The 25183-nt window shown below is 65.8% G+C and carries 23 protein-coding genes; 4 read left to right on the forward strand and 19 right to left on the reverse strand.

Features of this window, described 5'->3' with window-relative positions; all coding sequences use genetic code 11:
- Window positions 1-411 precede the first annotated feature (411 nt).
- The 3 genes from pyrC (at window position 412) to Q8R75_RS18515 (ending at window position 2704) form a co-directional block, all read left to right on the forward strand.
- Window positions 412-1470 (forward strand): dihydroorotase, encoded by a 1059-nt coding sequence (pyrC, locus tag Q8R75_RS18505; protein WP_305614500.1) that lies wholly within the window; start codon window positions 412-414, stop codon window positions 1468-1470.
- 8 nt (window positions 1471-1478) lie between these two features.
- Complete coding sequence (locus Q8R75_RS18510) at window positions 1479-1904, forward strand: hypothetical protein (RefSeq protein WP_305614501.1); 426 nt, start codon at window positions 1479-1481, stop codon at window positions 1902-1904.
- Between the two features lie 65 nt (window positions 1905-1969).
- A complete protein-coding gene (locus Q8R75_RS18515; RefSeq protein ID WP_305614502.1) occupies window positions 1970-2704 on the forward strand; it encodes a DUF3025 domain-containing protein in 735 nt (244 codons plus the stop codon).
- A gap of 49 nt (window positions 2705-2753) precedes the next feature.
- Here the strand turns inward: Q8R75_RS18515 and secA are convergent, their stop codons facing one another.
- On the reverse strand, window positions 2754-5492 hold the full coding sequence (secA, locus tag Q8R75_RS18520) for a preprotein translocase subunit SecA (RefSeq protein ID WP_305614503.1): 2739 nt from the start codon (window positions 5490-5492) through the stop codon (window positions 2754-2756).
- A 130-nt stretch (window positions 5493-5622) separates the two neighbouring features.
- Window positions 5623-6414: a M23 family metallopeptidase gene (locus Q8R75_RS18525; protein ID WP_305614504.1), complete on the reverse strand. Its 792-nt coding sequence runs from the start codon at window positions 6412-6414 to the stop codon at window positions 5623-5625.
- Here Q8R75_RS18525 and Q8R75_RS18530 point away from each other — a divergent pair.
- Window positions 6413-7042: a DciA family protein gene (locus Q8R75_RS18530; protein ID WP_305614505.1), complete on the forward strand. Its 630-nt coding sequence runs from the start codon at window positions 6413-6415 to the stop codon at window positions 7040-7042. The two genes, Q8R75_RS18525 and Q8R75_RS18530, sit on opposite strands and share 2 nt — an antisense overlap.
- Window positions 7043-7078: 36 nt before the next feature.
- On the opposite strand, the gene Q8R75_RS18535 is transcribed toward Q8R75_RS18530, so the two are convergent.
- The 17 genes from Q8R75_RS18535 to mraZ form a co-directional block, all read right to left on the reverse strand.
- Window positions 7079-7261 (reverse strand): hypothetical protein, encoded by a 183-nt coding sequence (locus Q8R75_RS18535; RefSeq protein ID WP_305614506.1) that lies wholly within the window; start codon window positions 7259-7261, stop codon window positions 7079-7081.
- Window positions 7262-7270: 9 nt separating this feature from the next.
- Window positions 7271-8215 (reverse strand): UDP-3-O-acyl-N-acetylglucosamine deacetylase, encoded by a 945-nt coding sequence (gene lpxC, locus Q8R75_RS18540; RefSeq protein WP_305614507.1) that lies wholly within the window; start codon window positions 8213-8215, stop codon window positions 7271-7273.
- Between the two features lie 115 nt (window positions 8216-8330).
- On the reverse strand, window positions 8331-9491 hold the full coding sequence (gene ftsZ, locus Q8R75_RS18545) for a cell division protein FtsZ (RefSeq protein WP_305614508.1): 1161 nt from the start codon (window positions 9489-9491) through the stop codon (window positions 8331-8333).
- A 158-nt stretch (window positions 9492-9649) separates the two neighbouring features.
- On the reverse strand, window positions 9650-10879 hold the full coding sequence (gene ftsA, locus Q8R75_RS18550; RefSeq protein ID WP_305614509.1) for a cell division protein FtsA: 1230 nt from the start codon (window positions 10877-10879) through the stop codon (window positions 9650-9652).
- Window positions 10876-11676, reverse strand: a complete 801-nt coding sequence (locus Q8R75_RS18555) for a cell division protein FtsQ/DivIB (protein WP_305614510.1) — start codon at window positions 11674-11676, stop codon at window positions 10876-10878. Before Q8R75_RS18555 ends, ftsA begins: the two co-directional genes overlap by 4 nt.
- Window positions 11669-12595: a D-alanine--D-alanine ligase gene (locus Q8R75_RS18560; RefSeq protein WP_305614511.1), complete on the reverse strand. Its 927-nt coding sequence runs from the start codon at window positions 12593-12595 to the stop codon at window positions 11669-11671. Before Q8R75_RS18560 ends, Q8R75_RS18555 begins: the two co-directional genes overlap by 8 nt.
- Entirely contained in the window at window positions 12592-13992 is a 1401-nt protein-coding gene (gene murC / locus Q8R75_RS18565) for a UDP-N-acetylmuramate--L-alanine ligase (RefSeq protein WP_305627262.1), read from the reverse strand. Before murC ends, Q8R75_RS18560 begins: the two co-directional genes overlap by 4 nt.
- Complete coding sequence (gene murG, locus Q8R75_RS18570) at window positions 13989-15062, reverse strand: undecaprenyldiphospho-muramoylpentapeptide beta-N-acetylglucosaminyltransferase (RefSeq protein WP_305613943.1); 1074 nt, start codon at window positions 15060-15062, stop codon at window positions 13989-13991. The genes murC and murG overlap by 4 nt, the downstream gene beginning before the upstream one ends.
- Window positions 15059-16222 carry a putative lipid II flippase FtsW gene (gene ftsW, locus Q8R75_RS18575; RefSeq protein WP_305627259.1) on the reverse strand — a complete coding sequence of 388 codons (1164 nt, stop codon included), beginning with the start codon at window positions 16220-16222 and terminating at the stop codon, window positions 15059-15061. The genes murG and ftsW overlap by 4 nt, the downstream gene beginning before the upstream one ends.
- Entirely contained in the window at window positions 16219-17613 is a 1395-nt protein-coding gene (gene murD, locus Q8R75_RS18580) for a UDP-N-acetylmuramoyl-L-alanine--D-glutamate ligase (protein ID WP_305613941.1), read from the reverse strand. Before murD ends, ftsW begins: the two co-directional genes overlap by 4 nt.
- Window positions 17614-17764: 151 nt before the next feature.
- Window positions 17765-18853: a phospho-N-acetylmuramoyl-pentapeptide-transferase gene (mraY, locus tag Q8R75_RS18585; protein WP_305613940.1), complete on the reverse strand. Its 1089-nt coding sequence runs from the start codon at window positions 18851-18853 to the stop codon at window positions 17765-17767.
- Window positions 18843-20237 carry a UDP-N-acetylmuramoyl-tripeptide--D-alanyl-D-alanine ligase gene (gene murF, locus Q8R75_RS18590; protein WP_305663823.1) on the reverse strand — a complete coding sequence of 465 codons (1395 nt, stop codon included), beginning with the start codon at window positions 20235-20237 and terminating at the stop codon, window positions 18843-18845. The genes mraY and murF overlap by 11 nt, the downstream gene beginning before the upstream one ends.
- Window positions 20234-21712, reverse strand: coding sequence for a UDP-N-acetylmuramoyl-L-alanyl-D-glutamate--2,6-diaminopimelate ligase (locus Q8R75_RS18595; RefSeq protein ID WP_305613938.1), 1479 nt, complete (start codon window positions 21710-21712; stop codon window positions 20234-20236). The genes murF and Q8R75_RS18595 overlap by 4 nt, the downstream gene beginning before the upstream one ends.
- An 8-nt stretch (window positions 21713-21720) precedes the next feature.
- Window positions 21721-23493: a penicillin-binding protein 2 gene (locus Q8R75_RS18600; RefSeq protein ID WP_305613937.1), complete on the reverse strand. Its 1773-nt coding sequence runs from the start codon at window positions 23491-23493 to the stop codon at window positions 21721-21723.
- Entirely contained in the window at window positions 23490-23765 is a 276-nt protein-coding gene (gene ftsL / locus Q8R75_RS18605) for a cell division protein FtsL (RefSeq protein WP_305613936.1), read from the reverse strand. The genes Q8R75_RS18600 and ftsL overlap by 4 nt, the downstream gene beginning before the upstream one ends.
- A 1-nt stretch (window position 23766) precedes the next feature.
- Complete coding sequence (rsmH, locus tag Q8R75_RS18610) at window positions 23767-24681, reverse strand: 16S rRNA (cytosine(1402)-N(4))-methyltransferase RsmH (protein WP_305613935.1); 915 nt, start codon at window positions 24679-24681, stop codon at window positions 23767-23769.
- Between the two features lies 1 nt (window position 24682).
- Complete coding sequence (gene mraZ / locus Q8R75_RS18615; protein ID WP_305613934.1) at window positions 24683-25135, reverse strand: division/cell wall cluster transcriptional repressor MraZ; 453 nt, start codon at window positions 25133-25135, stop codon at window positions 24683-24685.
- Between the last annotated feature and the right edge of the window lie 48 nt (window positions 25136-25183).

Consider the following 25183-nt stretch of genomic DNA (forward strand, 5'->3'; position numbering starts at 1 on the left):
ACGTTGATCGAGCGCCGTCGCGTGTTCGGAGACCGGGATCGCCTGCGGGGGCGGAGCGGGGGTTTCGGCGAGCATTGCTCGCCGCCCGCAGAGCCGGTCGGCCATGCAGGGCCGACCGTGGGACGGCTCCTACGAAAACCGCGAAGGCTTCGCAACTGGCGGCGTTTTTCGCAGGAGCGGACCCCGTCCGCGATACGCATGTTGATCGAGCGCCGTCGCGTGTTCGGAGAGTCAGGCTCCTACGAAAACCGTGAAGGCTTCGCAACTGGCGGCGTTTTTCGCAGGAGCGGACCCTGTCCGCGATAGGCGCCCGATTCCGCGCTGATGGGCTGCGAAGCGACTATGCGGGATAATCGTGCAGTCAGCGTGCGCGTGTCGCGCGCGGGCTCCGACAATGAATGGGACACCCCTTTGAACAGACTGACGCTCACCCGCCCCGACGACTGGCATCTGCACCTGCGCGACGGCGCGGCACTCAAGGCGGTACTGCCCGATACGGCGCGCCGTTTCGCGCGCGCCATCGTCATGCCCAACCTGCGTCCGCCGGTCACCACGGTGGCGCTGGCTGCGGCCTACCGCGACCGCATCATGGCGGCCCACGCCGCTACACCGGGCCTGCCGCCCTTCGAGCCGCTGATGGTGCTTTACCTGACCGACAACACGCCAGCCGATGAAATCGACCGCGCCTGCGACAGCGGCTTCGTCAAGGCGGTGAAGCTTTATCCGGCCGGGGCCACCACCAATTCCGACTCGGGCGTGACCGATGTGGCGCGCTGCGATGCGGCGCTGGCACGCATGGCCGCGCGCGGCCTGCCGCTTTTGATCCACGGCGAGGTGACCGACGCCGAGGTGGACGTGTTCGATCGCGAAGCAGTGTTCATCGAGCGCGTGCTGCGCCCGCTGCTGGCGCGCCACCCGACGCTGCGCGTCGTGTTCGAACACATCACGACCCGGGACGCGGCGGAATTCGTGGTGGCAGCCGGCGACAACATTGCTGCCACGATCACGGCCCATCATCTGCTGTTGAACCGCAATGCGATCTTTGCCGGTGGCGTGCGGCCGCATCACTACTGCCTGCCGGTACTGAAGCGCGAGGTGCATCGCGTTGCACTGGTCGCTGCCGCAACGTCGGGCAACCGGCGCTTCTTTCTCGGCACCGATTCGGCGCCGCACGCGAAAGGCACGAAGGAGACGTCGTGCGGCTGCGCCGGCTGCTACACCTCGCACGCCGGCATCGAACTGTATGCCGAGGCCTTCGATTCGGTCGGGGCGCTGGACCGGCTCGAAGCCTTCGCCAGCTTCAACGGCCCGGACTGGTACGGTCTGCCGCGCAACACGTCGCGCATCACGCTGCTGCGCGAGTCGTGGGAGGTCAAGGCCGAGCAGCAATTTGCCGATGGTGATGTGCTGGTGCCGCTGCGCGCGGGAGAGCGCGTAGCCTGGCGCATCGAAGCTGAAAAGGTTGAATGAGTGATCCCATGACACGACTGACCTTGCTTATGCTGCCGCTCGCCGCCCTGCTGGCCGGATGCGAGATCGACAACGCCGCCTACATGATCGAGAACAAGGAACATGCCTTGATCCTCAATCGTGAAAAGTCCTATTTCTGGAGCGGCGAATACAAGCTGGCCATCATCGTGTCGCGCATGCCGACCTGCCAGCGCCGTTACGTGATGAAGCCGGCGCGAACGACAGCGGCCAATGTCAGCGTGTTCGACGGTGGCGAGCCGAACCGCTACCTGTTGCGGCAGGGCAGTCGCTGGTATGCCGTGAACACCACTGACTGTGCTTTCGCAGTGGTCGAAAAGCCGGCTGAAGTGCCGGAAGCGATCGGTGTATTCCGTCGCAAGGACGACGTGCTTACCTTCGTCAAGAGCACGACGGCCGAGGCGGAGCAGCGCTGAGCCTTCCCGCGGCCTGGCTGGCCGGTCCGCTGCAAGCAGGCTTGCGGCCGCTGCTGGATGCGCTGATGCCTGGCCTGACGGCTCCCGACGCGGCCTGGCTGGACGCGCAGGCAGCGCGCATCGGCCGTCCGCGAACGAGCACTGGACACGCGCTGACTTTTTCCGCGGCGCCACCCGGCGATCAGCCATACGAGTCGACAATCGCCGGCACCGGCTGCGTGCCGACACGCGATCACAACTGGCATGACACCTTCAACGCGCTGGTGTGGCTGACCTTTCCGCGGACCAAGGCGGCGATGAATCAGTGCCACGTCGCGCAGCGCGCGCACAGGGCAGATGGCGCGGGAGCCCGCGGGCCGGTGCGCGATGCGCTGACCCAGTTCGACGAGGACGGTCTGGTGCTGGTGTCGGACGACAGCGCGCTGCTGGAGGCCATCCGTCATCACCGCTGGCGCGAGGCGATGTTCGATCGCCGGAGTGCGCTTGAATCCGCCCGGGTATTCGTGATTGGACATGCGCTGTTGGACAAGGCGCGCGCGCCGCACATTGGCCTGTGCGCCCGCGCGCATCTGGTGTGCAGCGGGCAGCTGGGTGCGGCGGCGGCCGACGTGTCGGCTGCACGGGTCGATGCCTGGCTGGCGGGCCAGATCGACGATGGCGTGTGGCCCCGTTCGCCGCGCGATCTGCAGCCGCTGCCGGTGCTCGGTCTGCCGGGCATGACGGCGGACAACACTTGCGCCACCTACTTCGACGACACGCGCCAGTTCAGACCCGCACCACGCTGGCGGGCCGCACCATGAAAAAGGGCGACCTCGCCGGGTCGCCCTTTTGACTACTGCCGGCCGCCGTTCAGACCAGCTTGCCGTGGCACTGCTTGTACTTCTTGCCCGAGCCGCAGTGGCAGGGGTCGTTGCGACCAATCTTCGGACCGGCTGCCGCCGGCGTCGCCGCCGCATTGCCACCGGCCGGCGGCGCCATCGGATCGACGCCTTCGCCCGCCATCGACGGATCGAATTCGGCGTGCGTATAGCGCACGTTCTCGAGATCGGGTGCCACCGGTTCGCTTTCCTGTATCTGCTCGGGTGAGCGGATTTCGACGTTCATCAGCACGCGCGTGACGTCTGCACGCACCGAATCGAGCAGGCCTTCGAACAGTTCGAACGCCTCGCGCTTGTATTCCTGCTTCGGGTTCTTCTGCGCATAGCCGCGCAGATGGATGCCCTGACGCAGGTGGTCGAGCGCAGCCAGGTGTTCGCGCCAGTGGCTGTCCAGGCTCTGCAGCATCACGTTGTGCTCGAACTGGCCGAACGAATCCGCGCCGACCAGCGCAACCTTCACTGCGTACAGGTCGTCCGACATGCCGGTGATGCGCTTGAGCAGGTCATCATCGGCCAGATTCGGTTCCGCAGCGAGCCAGTCGGCTAGCGGCGCGTCAATGCGGTACTCGGACAGGAAGGCCGACGTGGCACCCGGAAGGTCCCATTGCTCTTCGACCGTCTCCGCCGGCAGGTACTGACGGAAGGTGGCTTCGAGCACGCTGTGGCGCATGGCAGTGATCGTTTCGGCGATGTTGCCGGCTTCCAGCAGTGCGTTGCGTTGTTCGTAGATGACGCGGCGCTGGTCGTTGGCCACGTCGTCGTATTCGAGCAACTGCTTGCGGATGTCGAAGTTGCGCTGTTCGACCTTGCGCTGCGCGGATTCGAGCGATCGGTTGACCATGGCATGCTCGATCGCCTCGCCTTCCGGCATCTTCAACCGGAGCATGATGGCATTCAGGCGTTCGCCGCCGAAGATGCGCATCAGCGAATCTTCCAGCGACAGGTAGAAGCGCGACGAACCCGGGTCGCCCTGACGACCGGATCGGCCGCGCAGCTGGTTGTCTATGCGGCGAGACTCGTGGCGTTCGGTGCCGATGATGTGCAGGCCGCCGGCCGAAATGACCTTCTCGTGCAGCGATGTCCACTCAGAGCGAAGCTTTTCGATGCGCCCCACGCGATCGGCCTCGTCGATGCTGCTGTCGGCGCGCAGCGCCTGGATGGACTTTTCGACATTGCCGCCGAGCACGATGTCGGTACCGCGACCGGCCATGTTGGTCGCGATCGTGATTACACCCGGACTACCGGCCTGAGCAATGATTTCCGCTTCGCGTTCGTGCTGCTTGGCGTTCAGCACCTGGTGCGGCAGCTTGTCCTTGTTCAGCAGGCCGGACAGCAGTTCCGAACTTTCGATCGAGGTCGTGCCGACCAGCACCGGCTGGCCACGCTCGTGGCAATCCTTGATGTCGGCAATCACGGCCGCATACTTTTCGGGTGCCGTGCGGTAGACCAAATCGTTCATGTCCTTGCGGACCATCGGACGATGCGTCGGAATCACGACCGTTTCGAGGCCGTAGATCTGGTGGAATTCGTAGGCTTCGGTATCTGCCGTACCGGTCATGCCGGCCAGCTTGCCGTACATGCGGAAGTAGTTCTGGAAGGTGATGGATGCGAGGGTCTGATTCTCGGACTGGATCTGCACCCCTTCCTTCGCCTCGACGGCCTGATGCAGCCCGTCCGACCAGCGGCGGCCCGGCATGAGGCGGCCGGTGAATTCGTCGACGATGATGATTTCGCCGTTCTGCACCACGTATTGCTGATCGCGGAAGTACAGGTTGTGCGCGCGCAGGCTGGCGTACAGGAAGTGAACCAGCGTGATGTTGGTCGGCTCGTAGAGGCTCCTGCCGGCTTCGAGCAGGCCTTCGCTGCTGAGGATTTCCTCGGCATGTTCGTGACCGGCTTCGGTCAGCAGCACCGTGTGTGCCTTTTCGTCGACCCAGTAGTCGCCCGGACCGTCTTCCTTCTCGCAGCGCGCCAAGCGTGGTGCCACGACATTGAGGCGCAGGTAAAGGTCGGTGTGGTCGTCGGCTTGCCCGGAAATGATCAGCGGCGTGCGCGCTTCGTCGATCAGGATGGAGTCGACCTCGTCGACGATGGCGTAGTTGAGCCCGCGCTGGACGCGTTCATCCAGCGAATACACCATGTTGTCGCGCAGGTAGTCGAAACCGAATTCGTTGTTTGTGCCGTAGGTGATGTCGGATGCGTAGGCAACGCGCTTGCGGTCGGTCGGCATGCGCGACAGGTTGACCCCTGTGGTCATGCCCAGAAAACCGTACAGGCGACCCATCATTTCGGCGTCGCGGCTGGCCAGGTAGTCATTCACCGTGACGACATGCACGCCCTTGCCGGACAGCGCATTCAGATATACCGCCAGCGTCGCGGTCAACGTCTTGCCTTCACCGGTTCGCATTTCTGCGATGCGGCCGGTATGCAGCATGATGCCGCCCAGCAGCTGGACGTCGAAATGGCGCAGGCCCAGCACGCGCTTGCTCGCCTCGCGCACGACCGCGAAAGCTTCCGGCAGGATGTCATCGAGCGTCTTGCCGTCGGCCAGTTGCTGCCGGAGGCTGACGGTCTTGCCCGCAAGTGCTTCATCGCTCAAAGCCGACAATTCGGATTCGAGTGCATTGATTCGATTGACGACCGAGCGGAATTTGCGCAGCAACCGATCGTTGCGGCTGCCGAAAATCTTGGTGAACAGGGAAGCAATCATCGAAGACTGGGGCCCGTTTCGGGCAAACCGAAGGCGGAAAAGGGTGCGATTCTAGCATGCGGCCGCGCAGCCTCCAGCGGGGGCAGCCGTGCATGCGCAAGCGAGGAGAACCGGGCGCCGGACGGCGCTCTCAGTGTGAGTGGCTGCCGGCTTTAGCCTGCTGCAGTCCGGCCGGCTGTGCCTTGCGCGCCAGCTCAAGGAAGCGGTTCGGGTTCTGCGCCACGTCCTTCACCCGGACTTCAAAATGCAGATGCGGTCCGGTGGAACGCCCTGTACTGCCCACTTCGGCAATCTTTTGACCGCGCTTCACGATCATGCCGGCGCTCACCGTGAGCTTGCTCGCATGCGCGTAACGCGTGGTCAGGTCGCGTCCATGGTCGATTTCGATCATGTTGCCGTACTGCGGGTGGTAGGACGCGGAGGTGACCACGCCTGCTGCGGCGGCGATGATGGGCGTGCCCACATCCGCAACGAAATCGACCCCCTCGTGCATGGCGCGCGAGCCATTGAAAGGATCAATGCGCCAGCCGAAGCCCGACGCATTCCAGGCTCCGCCGATGACCGGCAATGTGGACGGCACGAGCGAAAGGCTGGCCTGGTCAAGCAGCAGTTCGGATTCGATCACCCCGAGGTAGTCGTCCTGCTGCGACAGCAGATCGGCAAAGTGCTTCATCTGTGCTTCGAGTTCGATCGCAGACAAAGCATTTTCACTCACCAGCGGACCACCCTGGCCCGGCGGTGGCGCAGTGCGCACCGGTTCGGGCGCCTTGATGCCGGCGAATTTCGCAAGGCGGGAACCGAGTGTGTCGAGCTGGATAAGCTGCGCCTGCATCTGCCCCAGCTTGACCGCCATGGTGTTCAGGTTCTCGCGCACGAAAAGTTCGCTGCGCTGGATTTCCTCATTGCGGGCGGTCGCGATCATGTCGTCGACCAACGGCAATTTCCATTCATTGGCGTGCTTCAGGGTGATGAAGGAGAAGGCCGACGCGAGGGAAAAGACCAGCACCGTGAAGGCAACGAGCGCGCTGACAAGGTGCCAGGGCTGGACCGTGATGGCCTTTGCTGTTGTCAGGCGACTGGAAACAAGAATAATCTGCACGCTCGCTCCCGAGTTCTTGTCTATGTCAGCCCGCCGCCTGCACGACCATCTAACAACGCAGGACAGCCTGGCTCAACTTGCCCTGCACGCCAGAACTATCGGGCGCGTACAGCGGGCTTATGAAAAATTCCTGCCACCGGAACTGACAAACATCAGCCGCGTGTTGAACGTGAAGCAGGGAGTGGTAGTGGTCAGTGCGCCTTCGGGTGCCGTCGCCAATCGACTCAGGCAATTGTTACCGAGCGTACTGACAACCCTCCGGGAAAGTTGTAGCGAGGTTACCGAAGTCAGGGTCAAGGTGCAAGCCCATGAAGGACAACAGCTTCCGGCATCCGCGCCCCGTCGAGAGGTCAGCCAGCAGGCGCGTGCAAGGCTCGCCGAAGGCAACGCCGTGCTCGCACCGGACAGCGAGTTGCGTCGCGCATTGCAGAAGCTGATCGATCGCAGCTGACGTGGTGCGCGCAGGCACAGTCAGGGTTGGCAGGCCCTATATGACGAGCACCCGTTCCAGCACGAGCAGCGCACCGATCAGCAGTGCCGCGATGATCGAATACTTCAGCAGCAGCCCGGCCAGTGTCAGGTAGCGCCGGTTGCGCGTAATGACGTAGGTGATGAAGCAGGCGGCGATCGAAATGATCAGCAGGACGCCGATCAGGCGCAGGATGAGCACGGGCGGGTCTCAGGCAAAGGCCGGCAGAGACGGGCCGTCGTCGGGCAGCGGCATGAACTGGTTCGACACCGCAGCGGGGGCAGGGTGCGAGGCGGCGAAATCCGCCCATTCCCAGGCGTCCTGCCGCGCCAGCAGTGCATGCAGCAACTGGTTGTTCAACGCATGTCCCGACTTGTGCGCGCTGAAGGCAGCCAGCAGCGGATGGCCGATGATGTACAGGTCGCCGATCGCGTCGAGCACCTTGTGCTTGACGAACTCGTCGGCGTAGCGGAGGCCGTCGCTGTTCAGTACGCGGTACTCGTCCATCACGATGGCGTTGTCGAGACTGCCGCCCTGGGCAAGCCCGTGCTGGCGCAGATATTCGACTTCGTGCATGAAGCCGAAGGTGCGCGCACGCGCCACGTCGTTGACATAGGACTGGTGCGCGAAATCGATCTTGACCTTCGTGCCGGTGCGCTCGATCGCCGGATGCCGGAACTCGATCGAGAATTCGAGGCTGAACCCTTCATAGGGTTCGAGCTTCGCCCACTTGTCGCCGTCGCTGACTTCGATGGTGTCGAGCACACGGATGAATTTCTTCGGAGCGGCCTGTTCGACCACGCCGGCCTGCTGGATCAGATAGACGAAAGTGGATGCCGAACCATCCATGATGGGCAGCTCGGAGGCGTCGACATCGACGAATACGTTGTCGACGCCGAGGCCGGCCAGGGCCGACATCAGGTGCTCGACGGTCGATATCGTCGCGCCGCCGCTGCTCAGGCAGGACGCGAGGCGCGTGTCACCCACGGCGCGTGCATCGGCGCGTATTTCAACCGGCGGTTCAAGGTCGGTGCGGCGAAAGACGATGCCTGTATCGACGGGCGCCGGGCGCAGGTCGAGATTCACCTTCAGTCCCGAATGCAGGCCTACGCCGGTCGCGTGGCTGATTGAGCGGAGCGTGCGTTGCCTGATCATGGCGTGTGGGGATGACCGATTCGAAAACCGGATTTTATCCCAGCTCGGTGTAATACCCGTGTAACACGACGTTTCCGGGCCGCAGCAACGCTGAGCCCGGACTGAAGTCGTCGGTTCAGTCTGCCTGCTTGCGCAGGAAGGCCGGGATGTCGAGCGTTTCGACACCGTTGGCGCGCATCGCCTCGACGGCGCTGGATGCCGTGCGACCGCCGCGTCCGCGCATCACGGCCGGGATGTCGAGGTGCGAGTAGTCGGTGCCGTTGCCTGACGTCATGGCCATGTCGTCGGTGCCGGTGCGGATGATGGTCATCGGCGGCTTGCTGCTCATCGCTCGCGGTGCGCCGAGCCCGGTTGCCACGACGGTGACGCGCAGGCGGTCTTCCATCGTTTCGTCGAACACAGTGCCGAAGATCACGTGTGCACCCTCGGCCGCGAAGGCGCGCACGGTTTCCATCGCGTCCTTCACTTCCTTCATCTTCAGCGAGCGGCTGGCGGTGATGTTGACCAGCACACCGCGTGCGCCCGACAGCTCGACGCCTTCGAGCAGCGGGCTGGCGACGGCCTGTTCGGCGGCGATGCGCGCACGGTCCATGCCGGCCGCTTCGGCCGAACCCATCATGGCGCGACCCATTTCGCCCATCACGGTACGCACGTCCTGGAAGTCGACGTTGACGAGACCCGGAATGTTGATGATTTCAGCGATGCCGCCGACGGCATTGCGCAGCACGTTGTCGGCCGCCTTGAAGCCGTCTTCGAGGCTGGCATCTTCGCCGAGCACTTCCATCAGTTTCTCGTTCAGCACGACGATCAGCGAATCGACGCTCTTCGCCAGTTCGTCGATGCCGGTTTCGGCCGCACGCATGCGGTTTTCGTAATCGAAAGGCTTGGTCACGACGGCGACCGTCAGGATGCCCATTTCCTTGGCGACTTCGGCCACGATGGGTGCCGCGCCGGTGCCCGTGCCGCCGCCCATGCCGGCGGTGATGAACACCATTTCGGCGCCACGCAGCTGGTCGGCAATGTATTCGCGGTATTCGTCAGCAGCGCTGCGGCCCACTTCCGGCTTGGCGCCGGCGCCGCGCCCGTTCTTGCCGAGCTGGATCTTGATCGGGGCGAGGCTGCGGTTCAGTGCCATGCCGTCGGTGTTGGCGGCAATGAACTCAACGCCATTCACACCTTCGCGGATCATGTGATCGACCGCATTGCCGCCTGCTCCGCCGACGCCGATGACCTTGATCACTGCCCCCACGGGTTCCTTGTCGAGAATCTCGAACATACCGCCTCCTGTCTATACAAAGATGCCTCGAAGCCCGAAGGCTCGCGAGCAGCGAAAAGTCGAATGCCTGCTGTGAACCACTACATTTAGTGATTTTTCGCAAGTATACGACTAAACTTAGTGCAACGCATGACGTAGATGCCGTTTGAGTCGCATTTTCAGAAATTTCTTTCGAACCATGAACGCATGTTGGCCAGCACCTGGCGAACATTGCGGCCGTCGCGTGCAACCTGTCCGCGGCGACGCTGTGCAGCCCCTTCCATGACCAGCCCGATCGCCGTCGCGTAACGCGGGTGGCGCACCACGTCGGCGAGGTTTCCGTTGTATTCGGGCACCCCGACGCGAGCCGGCAGGTGGAACACGTCTTCAGCCAGATCCGCCATGCCGCGCATGGTCGCGCTGCCGCCGGTCAGCACGATGCCGGATGACAGCAATTCCTCGTAGCCGCTGCGCCGCAGTTCGGCCTGCACAAGTTCGAACAACTCGGATACGCGCGGCTCGATCACGTCGGCCAGCGCCTGTCGCGACATGCGGCGCGGGCCGCGGTCGCCGATGCCCGGCACTTCGATCATGTCTTCCGCGTCGGCCAGCGCCGACATCGCGACGCCGAAGTGCAGCTTGATGTCTTCAGCCTCGGCCGTCGGCGTGCGCATGGCCATTGCGATGTCGTTGGTGATCTGATCGCCGGCGATCGGAATCACCGCCGTGTGGCGGATCGCGCCCTGCGTGAAGATGGCGATATCGGTGGTGCCGCCGCCGATGTCGACCAGACAGACGCCCAGATCCTTTTCGTCCTCCGACAGCGTGGCCTGGCTCGAAGCCAGCGGTTGCAGCACCAGATCGACGACCTCGAGGCCGCAGCGGCGCACGCACTTGATGATGTTCTGCGCTGCCGACACGGCACCGGTCACGATGTGCACGCGCACTTCGAGTCGCTTGCCGCTCATGCCTATCGGCTCGCGCACACCGTCCTGGCCGTCGATGATGAATTCCTGCGTCAGCGTATGCAGGATTTCCTGATCCGCCGGAATCGGCATGGCACGCGCGGTTTCGACCACCCGCTCCAGATCCAGCCGGGTCACTTCCTTGTCCTTGATCGCCACGACGCCGTTCGAATTGAAGCTGCGGATGTGGCTGCCGGCAATGCCGGTGAACACTTCGCGCACCTTGCATTCGGCCATCAGTTCGACTTCCTGGATGACGCGCGATATCGAGTCCACGGTGGCTTCGATATTGACCACGACACCCTTCTTCAGTCCCTGTGATTCCTGCGAGGCCAGGCCGAGGATGTCGAGTCGGCCATCGGGCCCCAACTGGGCGATGACGGCCGTAATCTTCGACGTGCCGATGTCGAGTCCGACGATGAGGTCCTTGCTGTCTCGTGTCATGGTCTTTCCTGGGTGGCTGTGCTGCCGGTACGTATCGCGTAGCCGTTGGGGTAACGCAGGTCGGCGTATAGGATTTTCTGTGCGCCTTCGCGCGACACGGCCGGCTGGGTCGTGACGTAGCGCGTGAGGCGCGCAGCGATCGGTGTCTTGTCGTCGTCGCGACCCAGCTCGATGCGCGAGCCGTCGTCGAGCAGCAGCTGCCAGGCTTCGCGGCGGGTCAGGGCCATCTTTTCGATCCGGCGCTGCAGCGGCGACAACGTTGCGCTCCATTCGAGGTGCCGCTGCAGCATCGTCGCTGCCTGTTCGTCCGGGCCGATGAACAGGGGAAGCGTGCGATCGTGATCGGCGGCGAACAACTCACCCTGCGTATTCACCATGCGCGCCAGCGTGTTGTCCGGCACCCACCAGCGCGCGACCGCCTGGTGCTCTTCGAGCTCGACTTCGATGAAACCGGGCCAGACGCGTCGCACCGCTGCATTGCGCACCCAGGGCAGCTGTTCGAACACCTCTCGCGCGCGCTCGATGTCGGTGGTCAGAAAATTGCCATTCACCGCACGCCGCGCCGCGTCCTCGATCTGGGCGGATGTCAGGTGAGCGGGCGCACGGTCCAGGGTGACGGCCTGCAGCGGCAGCAGCGGCAGGCGCGTGACGCCGAGCACCAGCGCGTAGATCAGCGCCGCACCGGCCAGCAGCAGGATGCAGTCGGCAATCATCGTGAGCGCGCGCGGACTGTCCCACAGCCCGCCCTCATCGGCCAGGCCGCCGGGTTTGCGTCGCGCGGGGGGTCTCCTAGCCAAGGCGGGCCGACTCCAGGATGCGCAGGCACAGTTCGCCGAATTCGATGCCGACTGCCCGCGCAGCCATCGGTACCAGCGAATGCGAGGTCATGCCGGGCGAGGTGTTGATTTCGAGCAGCCAGGGCTTGCCGTCCTGTCCCAGCATCAGGTCGGCACGACCCCAGCCGCGGCAGTCGATCAGGCGCGCGGCGCGCATCACCAGCGCCTGTATTTCCTGTTCGAGATCTTCGTTCAGTCCGCTCGGGCAGTGGTACTTCACTTCGTCGGTGAAGTACTTGTTCTGGTAGTCGTAGTTGCCGCGCGGCGCTTCGATGCGGATCAGTGGCAGCGCCATTTCACCGAGGAAGGGTGCGGTCAGTTCCTGGCCGGCGATGAACTGTTCGGCCAGCACCAGCGGGTCGCAGCGCGCGGCGGTTTCATAGGCGGCGGGCAGTTCTTCAAGCGTATTCACGCGTGTCGCGCCGACGCTTGATCCTTCGCGCGCCGGCTTGACGAACAGCGGCAGTCCCAGGTCCGATGCCACGGCGGCGAAGTCGCTGCCGGCGTGCAGCAGCTTGTAGCGCGGCGTCGGCAGGCCGGCCGACAGCCACACCATCTTGGTGCGCCACTTGTCCATGCCGATGGCTGACGCCATCACGCCGCTGCCGGTGTAGGGAATGCCGAGGCATTCGAGCGCGCCCTGGATCGTGCCATCTTCACCGCCGCGTCCATGCAGCGCGATGAAGGCGCGCTCGAAGCCGTCGCGCTTCAGTTCCCAAAGATCGCGTTCGGAGGGGTCGAAGGCGTGCGCGTCCACGCCTTGCTCGCACAGTGCGGCGAGTACGGCACTGCCCGACATGATGGAAATTTCGCGCTCGGCGGAGCGTCCGCCGAACAGTACGGCGACCTTGCCGAGTGACTGTGGAGTGGGTGTGCTCATGAGCGGTCCTGATCCTGTGCAAATTTCGATGGCAACTGGCCGATGGAGCCGGCACCCATGCCGACCACGATGTCGCCGTCTCGCACCGTGTCGAGCAGCGTTTGCGGCAGTTCAGCGATGTCCTCGACGAATATCGGCTCGACCTTGCCGGCGACGCGCAGCGCGCGCGCCAGTGCGCGGCCGTCGGCAGCGACGATGGGCGCTTCGCCCGCCGCATAGACTTCAGTCAGCACGACTGCGTCGGCGCCCGACAGCACGCGCACGAAATCCTCGAAGCAGTCGCGGGTGCGTGTATAGCGATGCGGCTGGAAAGCCAGCACGATGCGCCGGCCGGGATAGGCGCCGCGGGCCGCCTCGAGCGTGGCGGCCATTTCGACCGGGTGATGGCCGTAGTCATCGACCAGCGTGAAGTGGCCGCCGGCCGGCAGTGCGATGTCGCCATGCCGCGTGAAGCGACGGCCTACGCCCTTGAATTCCGACAGCGCGCGCGCGATGGCCTCATCCGGCACGCCGACCTCGTTCGCCACGGCGATGGCCGCGAGCGCGTTGCGCACGTTGTGCAGGCCGGGCAGGTTCAGCTCGACCGGGATGCGCGCTGTGGTGCCATTGACGCGCACCGCGTCGAACAGCATCCGCGTGCCGTCGGCGCGCACGTTTTCGGCGCGCACCTGTGCGTCCGGATCGAGGCCGTAGCGGATGATCTGCTTGGGCACCTGCGGCATGATTTCGCGCACGTTCGCATCGTCCACGCACAGCACCGCCACGCCGTAGAAGGGCAGCCGGTTCAGGAAGTCGACGAAGGCCTGCTTCAGTTTCGAGAAGTCGTGGCCATAGGTGTCCATGTGATCGGCGTCGATATTGGTGACCACCGACACCACCGGCGACAGGAACAGGAAGGACGCGTCCGATTCGTCGGCCTCCGCCACCAGGAATTCGCCGGTACCGAGCCGCGCGTTGGCGCCGGCCGAATTCAGGCGACCGCCGATGACGAAGGTCGGATCCAGGCCGCCTTCGGCCAGACAGCTCGCAATGAGCGATGTGGTGGTCGTCTTGCCGTGCGTGCCGGCCACCGCGACGCCCTGCTTGATGCGCATCAGTTCGGCCAGCATCTGCGCACGCGGCACCACCGGAATGCGCCCTTCGCGCGCGCTGACCACTTCCGGATTGTCGGCGCTGACCGCGGTCGAAGTGACCACCGCGTCGGCACCGGCGATGTGGTGCGCCGCATGGCCCTGCACCACGCGGGCACCGAGACTGGCCAGCCGGCGTGTCACCGCGTTGTCGGCGAGGTCGGAGCCACTGACGACATAACCCTGGTTGAGGAGCACCTCGGCGATGCCGCTCATGCCGGACCCACCGATGCCGATGAAATGGATGTGACTGATCTTGTGTTTCATGTCGGGTCCTTGCGCGCGATGGCGGCGCAGATGTCGGCCACTTCGGCCGCAGCGCCGGGTCGCGCCAGCGCGCGTGCGTGTTGCGCCATGTCGAGCAGTCGCGCGCGATCGAGCGAGCCGAGCAGGGCGGCCAGTGCTGTCCCGCTGAGTTCGGTCTGGGGCAGCAGCAGCGCAGCGCCCGCGTCGGCGAGAAAACGGGCATTGCCGGTCTGGTGGTCATCCACCGCGTGCGGGAAAGGCACCAGCACCGACGCAACGCCGGCCGCAGCCAGTTCGGCCACGGTCAATGCGCCGGCACGGCAGATGACCAGGTCGGCGCCAGCGTAGGCGGTGGCCATGTCCTGGATGAAGGGGGCGAGGGTGCCGGTCACGCCGGCCTTCGCGTAGGCGGCTTCCAGCGCCGGCATATTCCTTTCGCCCGCCTGATGCACGACCTGCGGTCGCCCGGCTTCCGGCATCAGCGCCAGCGCCTGCGGCACGGCGTCGTTCAGTGCCTGCGCACCCAGACTGCCGCCGACCACCAGCAGCTTGAGCGGACCGCAACGCGTGGCGAATCGCGCGGTCGGGTCGGGCAGCGCGGCGATGTCGGCGCGCACCGGGTTGCCGGTCCATTCGGCGCCGGACAGCGCCTCCGGAAAACCGGCGAGCACGCGGTCGGCCACTTTCGCGAGCACGCGGTTGGCCAGGCCGGCGACCGAATTCTGCTCGTGCAGCACCAGCGGCGTGCCACGCAGTACGGCCATCATGCCGCCCGGAAAGGTGACGTATCCGCCGAGGCCCAGCACCACCTGGGGCCTGACGCGACCGAGCACGCCGAGCGCCTGCCAGAACCCGCGCAGCAGGTTGAGCGGCAGCAGCAACTTGCGCAGCACGCCCTTGCCGCGAAGTGCGCTGAAGCGGATCGACTGCAGCTCATAGCCGCGTGGCGGCACGATGCGGGCTTCCATGCCGTCAGCGTTGCCGAGCCACACCACGCGCCAGCCGCGGCTGCGCAGTTCGTCCGCCACCGCGAGCCCCGGGTAGATGTGGCCACCGGTGCCGCCCGCCATGATGAGTGCCGTTCCGCTCATCGCCGGTTCTCCCAGTCGATGCGCAGCAGGATGGCCAGTGCGATGCAATTGACCAGGATGCCCGAGCCGCCGTAGCTCATCAGCGGCAGCGTGAGGCCCTTGGTCGGCAGGATGCCGACGTTCACGCCCATGTTGATGAAAGCCTGCACGCCGAACCAGATGCCCACGCCTTGCGCGACCAGGCCGGCGTAGGCGCGCTCGAGCAACAACGCGCGCCGGCCGATGGCGAACGCGCGATGCACCACCAGGGCGAACAGTGCGATGACCGTGGCGACGCCGATCAGCCCCAGTTCCTCGCCGATCACCGCCAGCAGGAAGTCGGTGTGCGCCTCGGGCAGGTAGAACAATTTCTCGACGCTGCCGCCCAGCCCGACGCCGAACCATTCGCCGCGGCCGAACGCGATCAGCGAGTGCGTCAGCTGATAGCCCTTGCCCAGCGGATCGTTGTTGAACGGATCGAGGAATGCGATGAAGCGCCCCCAGCGCAGTTCATTGAAGCGGATCAGCGTCGCGAAGCCGATGATCGCCACCAGCCCGAGTGAAAAGAACAGCTTGCCGTTGATGCCGCCAAGGAAAAGCATGCCGAAGGCGATCAGCACGATGACCACGAAGGCGCCGTAATCCGGCTCGGCGACCAGCAGCGCGCCAACCAGCAGGATGACCAGCGCCATCGGCACGAAGGCGCGCCGGAACGAGCCCATTTCAGGCAGCCGGCGCACGATGTAGCTGGCGGCGTACAGCACGGTGAACAGCTTCACCAGTTCCGACGGCTGAATGTTCACCGGGCCGAGATTGATCCAGCGGCGCGAGTTGTTCACCACGCTGCCGATGCCGGGGATCAGTACCAGTACCAGCAGCACGATGCCGCCGAGGAACAGCCACATCGACCACGCCTGCCAGGTGCGCACCGGGACCTGGAAGGCCATCAGCGCGGCCACGCCGCCGATGGCGAGGAACACCGCCTGGCGGATCAGGAAGAAGTCAGACCGGTTGCCGGTGAAGCGGCTGCTGTCGGCCACCGCGATCGACGCCGAGTACACCATCACCAGTCCGATCAGCAGCAGTGCAACAGCCGGCCACAGCAGCCAGGGGTCGAGTTCGGCCGGACGCGGACTGCTGCCCGGCAGGCGAGGTCCGTCGAGGCGCATGCTGCTGCTCATGAGTGCGCGCCCGGAAGGGTTGCGAGGCGGCGCGCTTCGGCGACGAATACCTCGGCGCGGTGCGCGTAGTGGCGGAACATGTCGAGGCTGGCGCAGGCCGGCGACAGCAGCACGGCATCGCCGGGTTGTGCAGCGTCGAAGGCGGCGCGGGTGGCTTCCTCCAGCGTGGCGAAAGCGCGGTGCGCCACAGCGTGTGCCGCCAGCACCGATGCGATGGCGGGCGCGTCGCGGCCGATCAGCGCGCAGAACCTTGCGTGGCGCGCGCATACCGGCCCGAGCGGCGCGAAGTCCTGACCTTTGCCGTCGCCGCCGAGAATGATGTTCAGCGGCCGGCCGAGACCTTCGATCGCAGCGACCGTGGCGCCGACATTGGTGCCCTTGGAATCGTCGATGAAGCGGATGCCGTCGATGTCCAGCACCGTTTCGACGCGGTGCGGCAGGCCGGAAAAGTCCTTCAGCGCTGCGATGCAGCGATCCTGCGGCAGGCCGATCGCTTCGCACAGCGCCAGTGCGGCCAGTGCGTTGAGTGCGTTGTGGCGACCGGCGAGTTGCATGTCGTCGAGCGCCAGCAGCGTCTGTGTGCCGCGCACCAGCTGCAGCCGGCCGCCGACTTCGGCCAGCCCGTAGTCGTTGCCCGACGGGGCGCCGTCGCCGAAGCGGATCGATTGCACGCCCGGGCGTTGCATCGCGCCGACCTGGCTGTCATCGCGATTCAGCACCTGCACCGTGTGCGCGCCGAAGATGCGTGCCTTGGCCGCAGCGTAAGCCGCCAGGCCGCCCGGGTGACGATCGAGGTGGTCCTGCGTCACGTTCAGCACGGTGGCCGTGTCGGCATCCAGCGTGTCGGTGGTTTCGAGCTGGAAGCTCGACAGCTCCAGCACCCACACGTCGGGCACGACACCCTGGTCAAGCACATGCATCAGCGCGTCGAGCGCTGCCGGAGAAATGTTGCCGGCCACTTCGGTGCGCAGGCCGCAGGCGCGACACAGCGCGCCAGTCAGCGCGGTGGTGGTGGTTTTGCCGTTGGTGCCGGTGATGGCGATCACCTTAGAGCGTTCGCGCCAGCCGAGCGCGCGCAGCGCGCGCGCGAACAATTCGATCTCGCCGACCACCTTGATGCCGCGGCGCGTTGCTTCCTGCACCAGCGGCTCGTGCGGCGCCAGCCCGGGTGACAGCGCGAGTAGCGCGATGCCGTCGAGCAGGCTGTCATCGAACGGACCGCAACGCAGCTTGGCGCCCGGGATGTCACGTGCCAGTGCATCGAGTCCGGGCGGCGCGGCACGACTGTCGGCTACGCGCAGCACGGCACCCTGGCGCCCGCACCAGCGCGCCATGGCCAGCCCGGATTCACCGAGGCCGAGTACGAGGATGTGGGTTCCGGAGAGATTCACTTCCGTTCCTCCGCCGCGCCGCCCGCCGGGCCGCCCCAAGGGCGAGCGCAGCCCCCTTGGGGGGCCGCGAACGAAGAGAGCGTGGGGGTCGTCATTTCCAGCCCGGATTCGCCGAGGCCGAGCACGAGGACGTGGGTTCCGGAAAGACGCATTAGCGGAGCTTCAAGGTGGACAGACCGAACAGCACGAGCATCAGCGTGATGATCCAGAAGCGCACGACCACCTGCGTTTCCTTCCATCCGCCCAGTTCGTAGTGGTGGTGCAGCGGCGCCATGCGGAAAATGCGCTTGCCGCCGGACCATTTGAAGTACAGCACCTGGATCATCACCGACAGCGTTTCGGCGACGAACAGGCCACCCATGATGAACAGCACGATTTCCTGCCGCACGACCACGGCGACGGTGCCCAGTGCAGCGCCGAGCGCCAGTGCGCCGACGTCGCCCATGAACACTTCTGCCGGGTAGGCGTTGAACCACAGGAAGCCCAGACCGGCGCCGCACAATGCGCCGCAGAAGATGGCCAGTTCGCCGGCCCCCGGGATGAAGGGCACGCCGAGGTAGCGCGAAAACACCGCATTGCCTGCGACGTAGGCGAAAATGGCGAGCGCGCCGCTGACCATGACGGCCGGCATCGTGGCCAGCCCGTCCAGGCCGTCGGTCAGATTCACTGCATGGCTGGTGCCGACAATGACGAAATAAGTCAATATCATGAAGCCGAAGGCCCCCAGCGGATAGGCGACCGACTTGAAGAACGGCACGATGAGATCGAGCTGGGCCGGCACCTGAGGCGTCAGCCCGAGGTAGACGGCGGCGCCGGCGGCGAAGATCGACGACCAGAAGAATTTGGCGCGCGCCGACAGGCCCTTCGGATTGCGATGCACCACCTTGCGCCAGTCGTCCACCCAGCCCACTGCGCCGAAGCCCAGCGTGACGATGAGTACCACCCAGATGTAGCGGTTCGACAGGTCGGCCCACAGCAGCGTGGTCAGGCCGAGCGAAATCAGGATGAGTGCGCCGCCCATGGTGGGCGTGCCGGCCTTGGTCAGGTGCGATTTCGGTCCGTCGTCGCGCACCGACTGGCCGATCTTGTATTCGGTCAACTTGCGGATGAGCAGCGGACCGAAAGTCCAGCAGATCGCCAGCGAGGTCATCATGGCCAGCACGGCGCGCAACGTGATGTAGTTGAACACGTTGAAGGCGCGTGTGTCCTGGGCCAGCCAGCGGGTCAGTTCAAGAAGCATGGGAATCCTGTCCGGAAGGGTCGACGAGCGCTTCGGCGATGCGCTCCATGCGCATGAAGCGCGAGCCTTTCACCAGCACCGTCGTGGTGACATCGAGTTGCGGACGCAGCGCGGCGGCGATGGCCGCGTGGTCGGTGTAGTGCAGGGCGCCCGGACCAAAGGCGGCGACCGCGTCGATACTGGCTTCACCCAGCGCATGCAGCGCATGGATGCCCTGTTCGCGTGCGTAGGCGCCCGCTTCGCGATGGAACGCCGGGCCCTGGTTACCGACCTCGCCCATGTCGCCGAGCACGAGAATGCGCCGGCCGGTGGCCGTGGCAAGCACGTCGATGGCGGCACGCACCGAATCCGGATTCGCGTTGTAGCTGTCGTCGATGACCGTGCTGCCCGACGCACCCTGCTTGACCTGCTGGCGTCCCTTGACGCCTTCGAAGTGATTCAGCGCCCACACCACGGCCGCCATGTCGGCACCGGCGGCGAGGCTGGCGGTGGCGGCGCACAGCGCGTTGCGCGCGTTGTGCAGGCCGGGCACGCGCAGCATGATCTGCGCGGTGCCGAATACGCCGTGCAGGTCGAGCCGGTAACCGAGCCCGGCCGGCGTTGCGGTCGCGCCGACGTCGGCGTCCGGCGAAAGACCGAAACGCAGTGTGTGGCGAGCCGTGTTGCGGCCGGCCCAGTAATCGCCGAAGTCGTCATCGGCGTTGATGACGGCGACCCCGTCGGCGCCGAGCGCGTCGAACACATCGCCGTTCTCGCTGGCCACTTCGGCCACGCTGTTCATGAATTCGAGGTGTTCGCGCTGGGCGTTGTTCACCAGTGCGACGGTCGGCTTCGCGATGCCGGCCAGCCAGGCGATTTCGCCCGGGTGGTTCATGCCCATTTCGATGACTGCCAGCCGGTGCGTGTCGCGCAGGCCAAACAGCATCAGCGGCACACCGATGTCGTTGTTCAGGTTGCCGCGCGTCGCCAGCACCGATCCGGTCGGCCAGCCGACGCTCAGCGCATGCGCGCGCAGGATGGCAGCAATCATTTCCTTCACTGTCGTCTTGCCGTTGCTGCCGGTGACGCCGATCAGCGGCAGCGTGAAGCGGCTGCGCCAGGCGCGTGCGATGTCGCCCAGCGCGATGCGCGTGTCGGCGACGCGGATCAGGGTGCCGCCCGCATGTGGGCAGTCGTTCGCGATGACGACGGCGGCAGCGCCTGCCGTCTGCACGTCGGCGATGAAATCATGGGCGTCGAAGCGTTCGCCGCGCAGCGCGACGAACAGGTCACCCGCCGTCACGGCGCGGCTGTCGGTCGAAAAGCCGCCCAGTGCGACGTCAGGCCCGATCAGCGTGCCGGCACAGGCGCGAGCCACGTCCGACGCTGTCCATAACGCAATCATGCGGAGACTCCCCAGGCGGCCAGCGCGGCATGTGCCTGTTCGATGTCCGACCACGGCGTGCGCCGGCCGTTGCGTTCCTGATAGCTCTCGTGACCTTTTCCGGCCAGCAGCACGACATCGGCCGCGACCGCTTCGGCGACCGCTTGCCTGATCGCTTGTGCGCGGTCGGTGATGCGATGGACGCGTCGTCCTTCAACCGTGCCGCGGGCGATGTCATTGAGGATGGCGTCGGGGTCTTCGCCGCGCGGATTGTCCGAGGTGAGCCACACCTGGTGTGCCTGTTCGCATGCCACGGTGCCCATCAGCGGTCGCTTGCCGGCGTCGCGTTCGCCGCCGCAGCCGAAGATGCACACCAGCTTGCCGCCGCGGGCCGCGGCGACCGGCTGCAGCGCGATCAAGGCCTGTTCGAGCGCGTCCGGGGTGTGTGCGTAGTCGACCACGACCAGCGGCGCGCCCTGACCGCCGATGCCCTGCATGCGCCCGGGAGGCGGCGACAGGCCGGCGAGCGCGTGCGCCGCATCCTTCAGCGACACACCGGCATGCAGCAGGCTGCCGGCCACCGCCATCAGGTTCTGCACATTGAAACGCCCGATCAGCGCGGTGCTGATATGCGCCAAATGCTGGTCCAGGCCATGCACGAGGTCGAACGACACGCCGTGCGACAGGTCGGCGCCGCGCGCGCGCAGTCCGGTCGTGCCCGCCGGGGGCGCGTGGTCGAAGGCGCAGGTCGTCACGTCGAGCTGCCCGGCGCACTGCTGCGCCAGCGTGCGACCGAAGGCGTCATCAGTATTGATCACCGCGGCCTGCAGCCCCGGCTGGGCGAACAGCGCAGCCTTGGCATCGGCGTAGTGCTGCATGTCTTTGTGGTAGTCGAGATGGTCGCGCGTCAGATTGGTGAATACTGCGGTGTGCAGTCGTACGCCGTCGATGCGATGCTGATGCAGGCCGATCGACGAAACCTCCATCGCACAGGCGGTGGCGCCGGCGCGCCGCAGGTCGGCCAGGGTCTGATGCACGCTCACCACGTCGGGCGTGGTGTTGGCGGATTCGGTCAGTCGGCCCGGCAGGCCGTTGCCCAGGGTGCCGATGACGCCGCATTCACGGCCGAGTGCGCGCAGCGCCTGGGCGATCCACTGGCTGACCGAGGTCTTGCCATTGGTGCCGGTGATGCCGATCACGTGCAGATGCGCCGACGGCTGATCGAGCAGCGCATCGGCGAGCGCGCCGGCATGGCGGCGCAGGTCGTCGATTTCGATCACCGGAACGGGGCCGTTTCTCGACGCGGTAGTTCCGGCCTCGCAAAGCACGGCAGCCGCGCCGCGTTCGATCGCGGCGTCGATGAAACGACGGCCGTCGGTGCGCTCGCCGGGCAGCGCGAAAAAAATGTCGCCGGGCGCGACGTGGCGTGAGTCGGCGCGCAGCGTGCGCGGCTCGACGCCGTACCTGGACAGCGCGGTGCGGACCTGTGCGATCACGGCCGAGCTCACTGGACGCCCTTCACCGGAACGCTGACGCGCGCCATCTGCAGCGGCGGCATGGCGGCGTCGGGCGCCACGCCGGTTGCGCGCAATGTGGCGTTCATGATGTCCGAAAACACCGGCGCAGCAACCTGACCGCCGTAGTAGACGCCGTTCGACGGTTCGTCGATCATCACCGCGACGATGTAGCGCGGGTCGGACACCGGTGCGAAGCCGACGAACGATGCGATGTACTTGTTCGCGTAGGTGCCGCCTTCGAGCTTGTGCGCGGTACCGGTCTTGCCGGCGACCCGGTAGCCCGGAATCTGCGCCTTCGGTGCGGTGCCGCCCGGGCCGGCGGCCAGTTCGAGCATGCGGCGCACTTCGCGCGCGGTCTGTGCCGAGAACACCTGCAGGCCGTTGATCGGCGGCGTGTCGACGCGGGTGAGCGACAGCGGAATCAGGTCGCCGTCGCGGGCCAGCACCATATAGGCACGCGCCATCTGCATCAGTGTGACCGACATGCCGTGGCCGTAGGACATGGTGGCCTGCTCGACCGGCTTCCAGCCGGCCGGGTTGCGCAGGCGACCGGCAGCTTCGCCCGGGAAGCCCAGTTTGAGCGGGCTGCCGAACCCGAGCTGGTCATAGACGCGCCACATTTCTTCCGGCGTGAATTGCGCGGCGATCTTGGCCACGCCTACGTTCGACGATTTCTGGATCACCTCGGCCACGCTCAGCACACCGTGAGGGTGTGCGTCGCCGATCGCGTAACGGCCGAAGTGCAGCTTGCCGGTGCAGTCGATCGGCGTGTCGAAGCTGTAGCGTCCGGCGTCCAGCGCCATGGCTGCGACGAAGGGCTTGATCGTCGAGCCCGGCTCGTAGGTGTCGGTAAATGCGCGGTTGCGCAGCGGCGGGCCGGACAGCTGGGCGCGGTTGTTCGGGTTGTAGGTCGGCCAGTTGGCCAGCGCCAGCACCTCGCCGGTACGCGAGTCGAGTACCACGGCGCTGCCGGCCCGCGCCTTGTGCTCGGCCACCGCCTGCTTCAGGCGGCTGTGGGCAAGAAACTGCAGCCGGGTGTCGATGGACAGGCGCACATCGCCGCCGTCGCGCGGCGGCTTGAGCGTTTCGACGTCTTCGACCACGTTGCGGCGCGCGTCCGTGATGACGCGGCGCGAGCCTTCCTGCCCGGTCAGCGGCCGGTTCATCGCCAGTTCGATGCCCTCGAGTCCGTTGTCGTCCATGCCGGTGAAGCCGACGACGTGCGCGCTGACCTCGCCATGCGGGTAATAGCGGCGGTACTCCGGTTCGGCGCGGATGCCCGGCAGCTTCAGGGCCAGGATGCGCTCGGCGACGTCGGGTGCGACCTGACGCTTCAGGTAGCCGCGACCCCGCTGCTCGGGAATCTTGCGCGCGACCTCGCGATGGTCCATGTCGAGCAGGTCAGCCAGCTGGCGGATCTGTGCCGGCGACAGCTTTTCCGCACCGATGTCGCGCGGATTGGCCCGGGCCTTGGCTTCCGTGCGACTCGGACGCGCTTCGGCCACGATCGCCGACACCTGGGTGCTCATGGCCAGCACCTGTTCATTGCGGTCGAGTACGCGGCCGCGCGATGCCGGCGTCGGCAGCACCTTCGAAAAGCGCTCTTCACCCTTGCGCTGGTAGAACTCGTTGTCGATCGCCTGCAGCCAGAAGGCGCGCACGAACAGACCGCCGAACAGCACCATCATGATGATCAGCATGGCGCGCGCGCGCCAGGCAGGCAGCAGTTCGGCCAGCAGCGGATTGTGCGCAAATTTCATTGCACGGCCTCCGGGCTGTCGAGCACGATGACCTGATTGCGTGCCGGTGCGCGCATTTTCAGCTTTGTTTCCGCGAGATCGGAAATCCGCGCGTGAGCGGCCAGCGTGCCCTGTTCGATCTGCAGCTGCCCCCACTCGGTTTCCAGCATGCGCATGCGCTGGTGCTCGCGTTCGAGCTGCGTGTGCAGGCTGCGCGAGCGGTGCTGCGCCGACACCAGTGAAATGGCGCTGGCGAGCAGCAGCAGGATCAGGACGACATGAAGGCGCAGCATGTCAGGCCGCCTTCTCGGCCACGCGCAGCGTGGCACTGCGCGCGCGCGGGTTCGCCGCCACTTCGTCGCTGCCGGCGCGGATGCGTGCGATCAGGGTCATCGTCGGCCGGGGCAGCTGGTCTGCGCGCAGCGGCAGGCCGCGCGGCGGCTGCGGCGGATTGGCCTGATCGGCCATGAAGCGCTTGACGATGCGGTCTTCCAGCGAATGGAAGCAGATCACCGCCAGCCGGCCGGAGGGCTTCAGCACATCGAGCGCCTGCGGCAGTACTAGCGAAAGCTCTTCAAGCTCCTTATTGATGAAAATCCGTAGAGCTTGAAAGCTCCGCGTCGCCGGATGCTGGCCCGCCTCCCGCGTACGGACAGCGGACGCCACGATCTGGGCAAGCTGGTATGTGGTGTCGACAGGCCGCTCGCTCCGAGCAGCAACAATCGCCTTTGCAATCGCTGAAGCAAACCGTTCTTCGCCATAGTCCCTGATGACCTCCCTGATGTCTGCTTCGTCTGCCCGCGCCAACCACTGCGCCACTGTTTCGCCCCGGCTGGTGTCCATGCGCATGTCCAGCGGGGCGTCCTGCCTGAAACTCATGCCTCGTTCAGCGTCGTCGAGCTGCGGCGATGAAACGCCGATGTCCAGCAGCACGCCGTCGACCGCGGTCACGCCGAGCTCGTCCAGCACGTCGGCCAGTTCGGCAAAGCGTGCGTGCACCAGCGTGAAGCGCGCATCGGTGATGGCTTGCCCGGCTGCGATGGCGCTCGGGTCGCGATCCAGCGCGATCAGCCGGCCGTGTGCGCCAAGTCGGGCGAGCAGCCCGCGGCTGTGGCCGCCGCGGCCGAAGGTGCCGTCGACGTAGACGCCGTCGGGGCGCACCGCCAGCGCATCGAGTGCTTCGGTGAGCAGTACCGGGATGTGCGCCATGTCAGAACCTGAAGTTGCCGACGACGTCGGGTGGCAGTTCCGCCGCCTGTTCGCGCTCGTCGCGCGCCCGGGCCTCTTCGTTCCAGCGCGCCTCGTCCCAGATTTCAAAGCGGTTGCCGCGGCCCACCAGCATCACGCTCTTGTTCAGGCCGGCGCGCTCGCGCAGGTCGCTGCACAGCAAAAGCCGACCGGCGCGATCGATGGTTTCGTTGCGCGCATTAGCGGTGAAGCTGCGTTTGAAATCGTCACTGGCCTGGTTGAGATCGGGCATGACTTCGAGCCGGCTCATCAGGGCCAGGAATTCAGGCTCGGGGTAGAGCAGCACGAACTCACGGGTACGCGCCGTCATCACGACCTCGCCGCCGCACAGATCCAGCAACTTCTTGCGCGGACGAGCGGGGACGACAAGCCGGTGCTTGTCATCCATCGTGAGCCGGGTTGTCCCGTAGAACATTCGTATGCCCGAGAAAGTGAATCAAATACTGTGGATATATACAGTTGA

It is taken from the genome of Methyloversatilis sp. (assembly GCF_030696805.1).
Taxonomy (GTDB): Bacteria; Pseudomonadota; Gammaproteobacteria; order Burkholderiales; family Rhodocyclaceae; genus Methyloversatilis.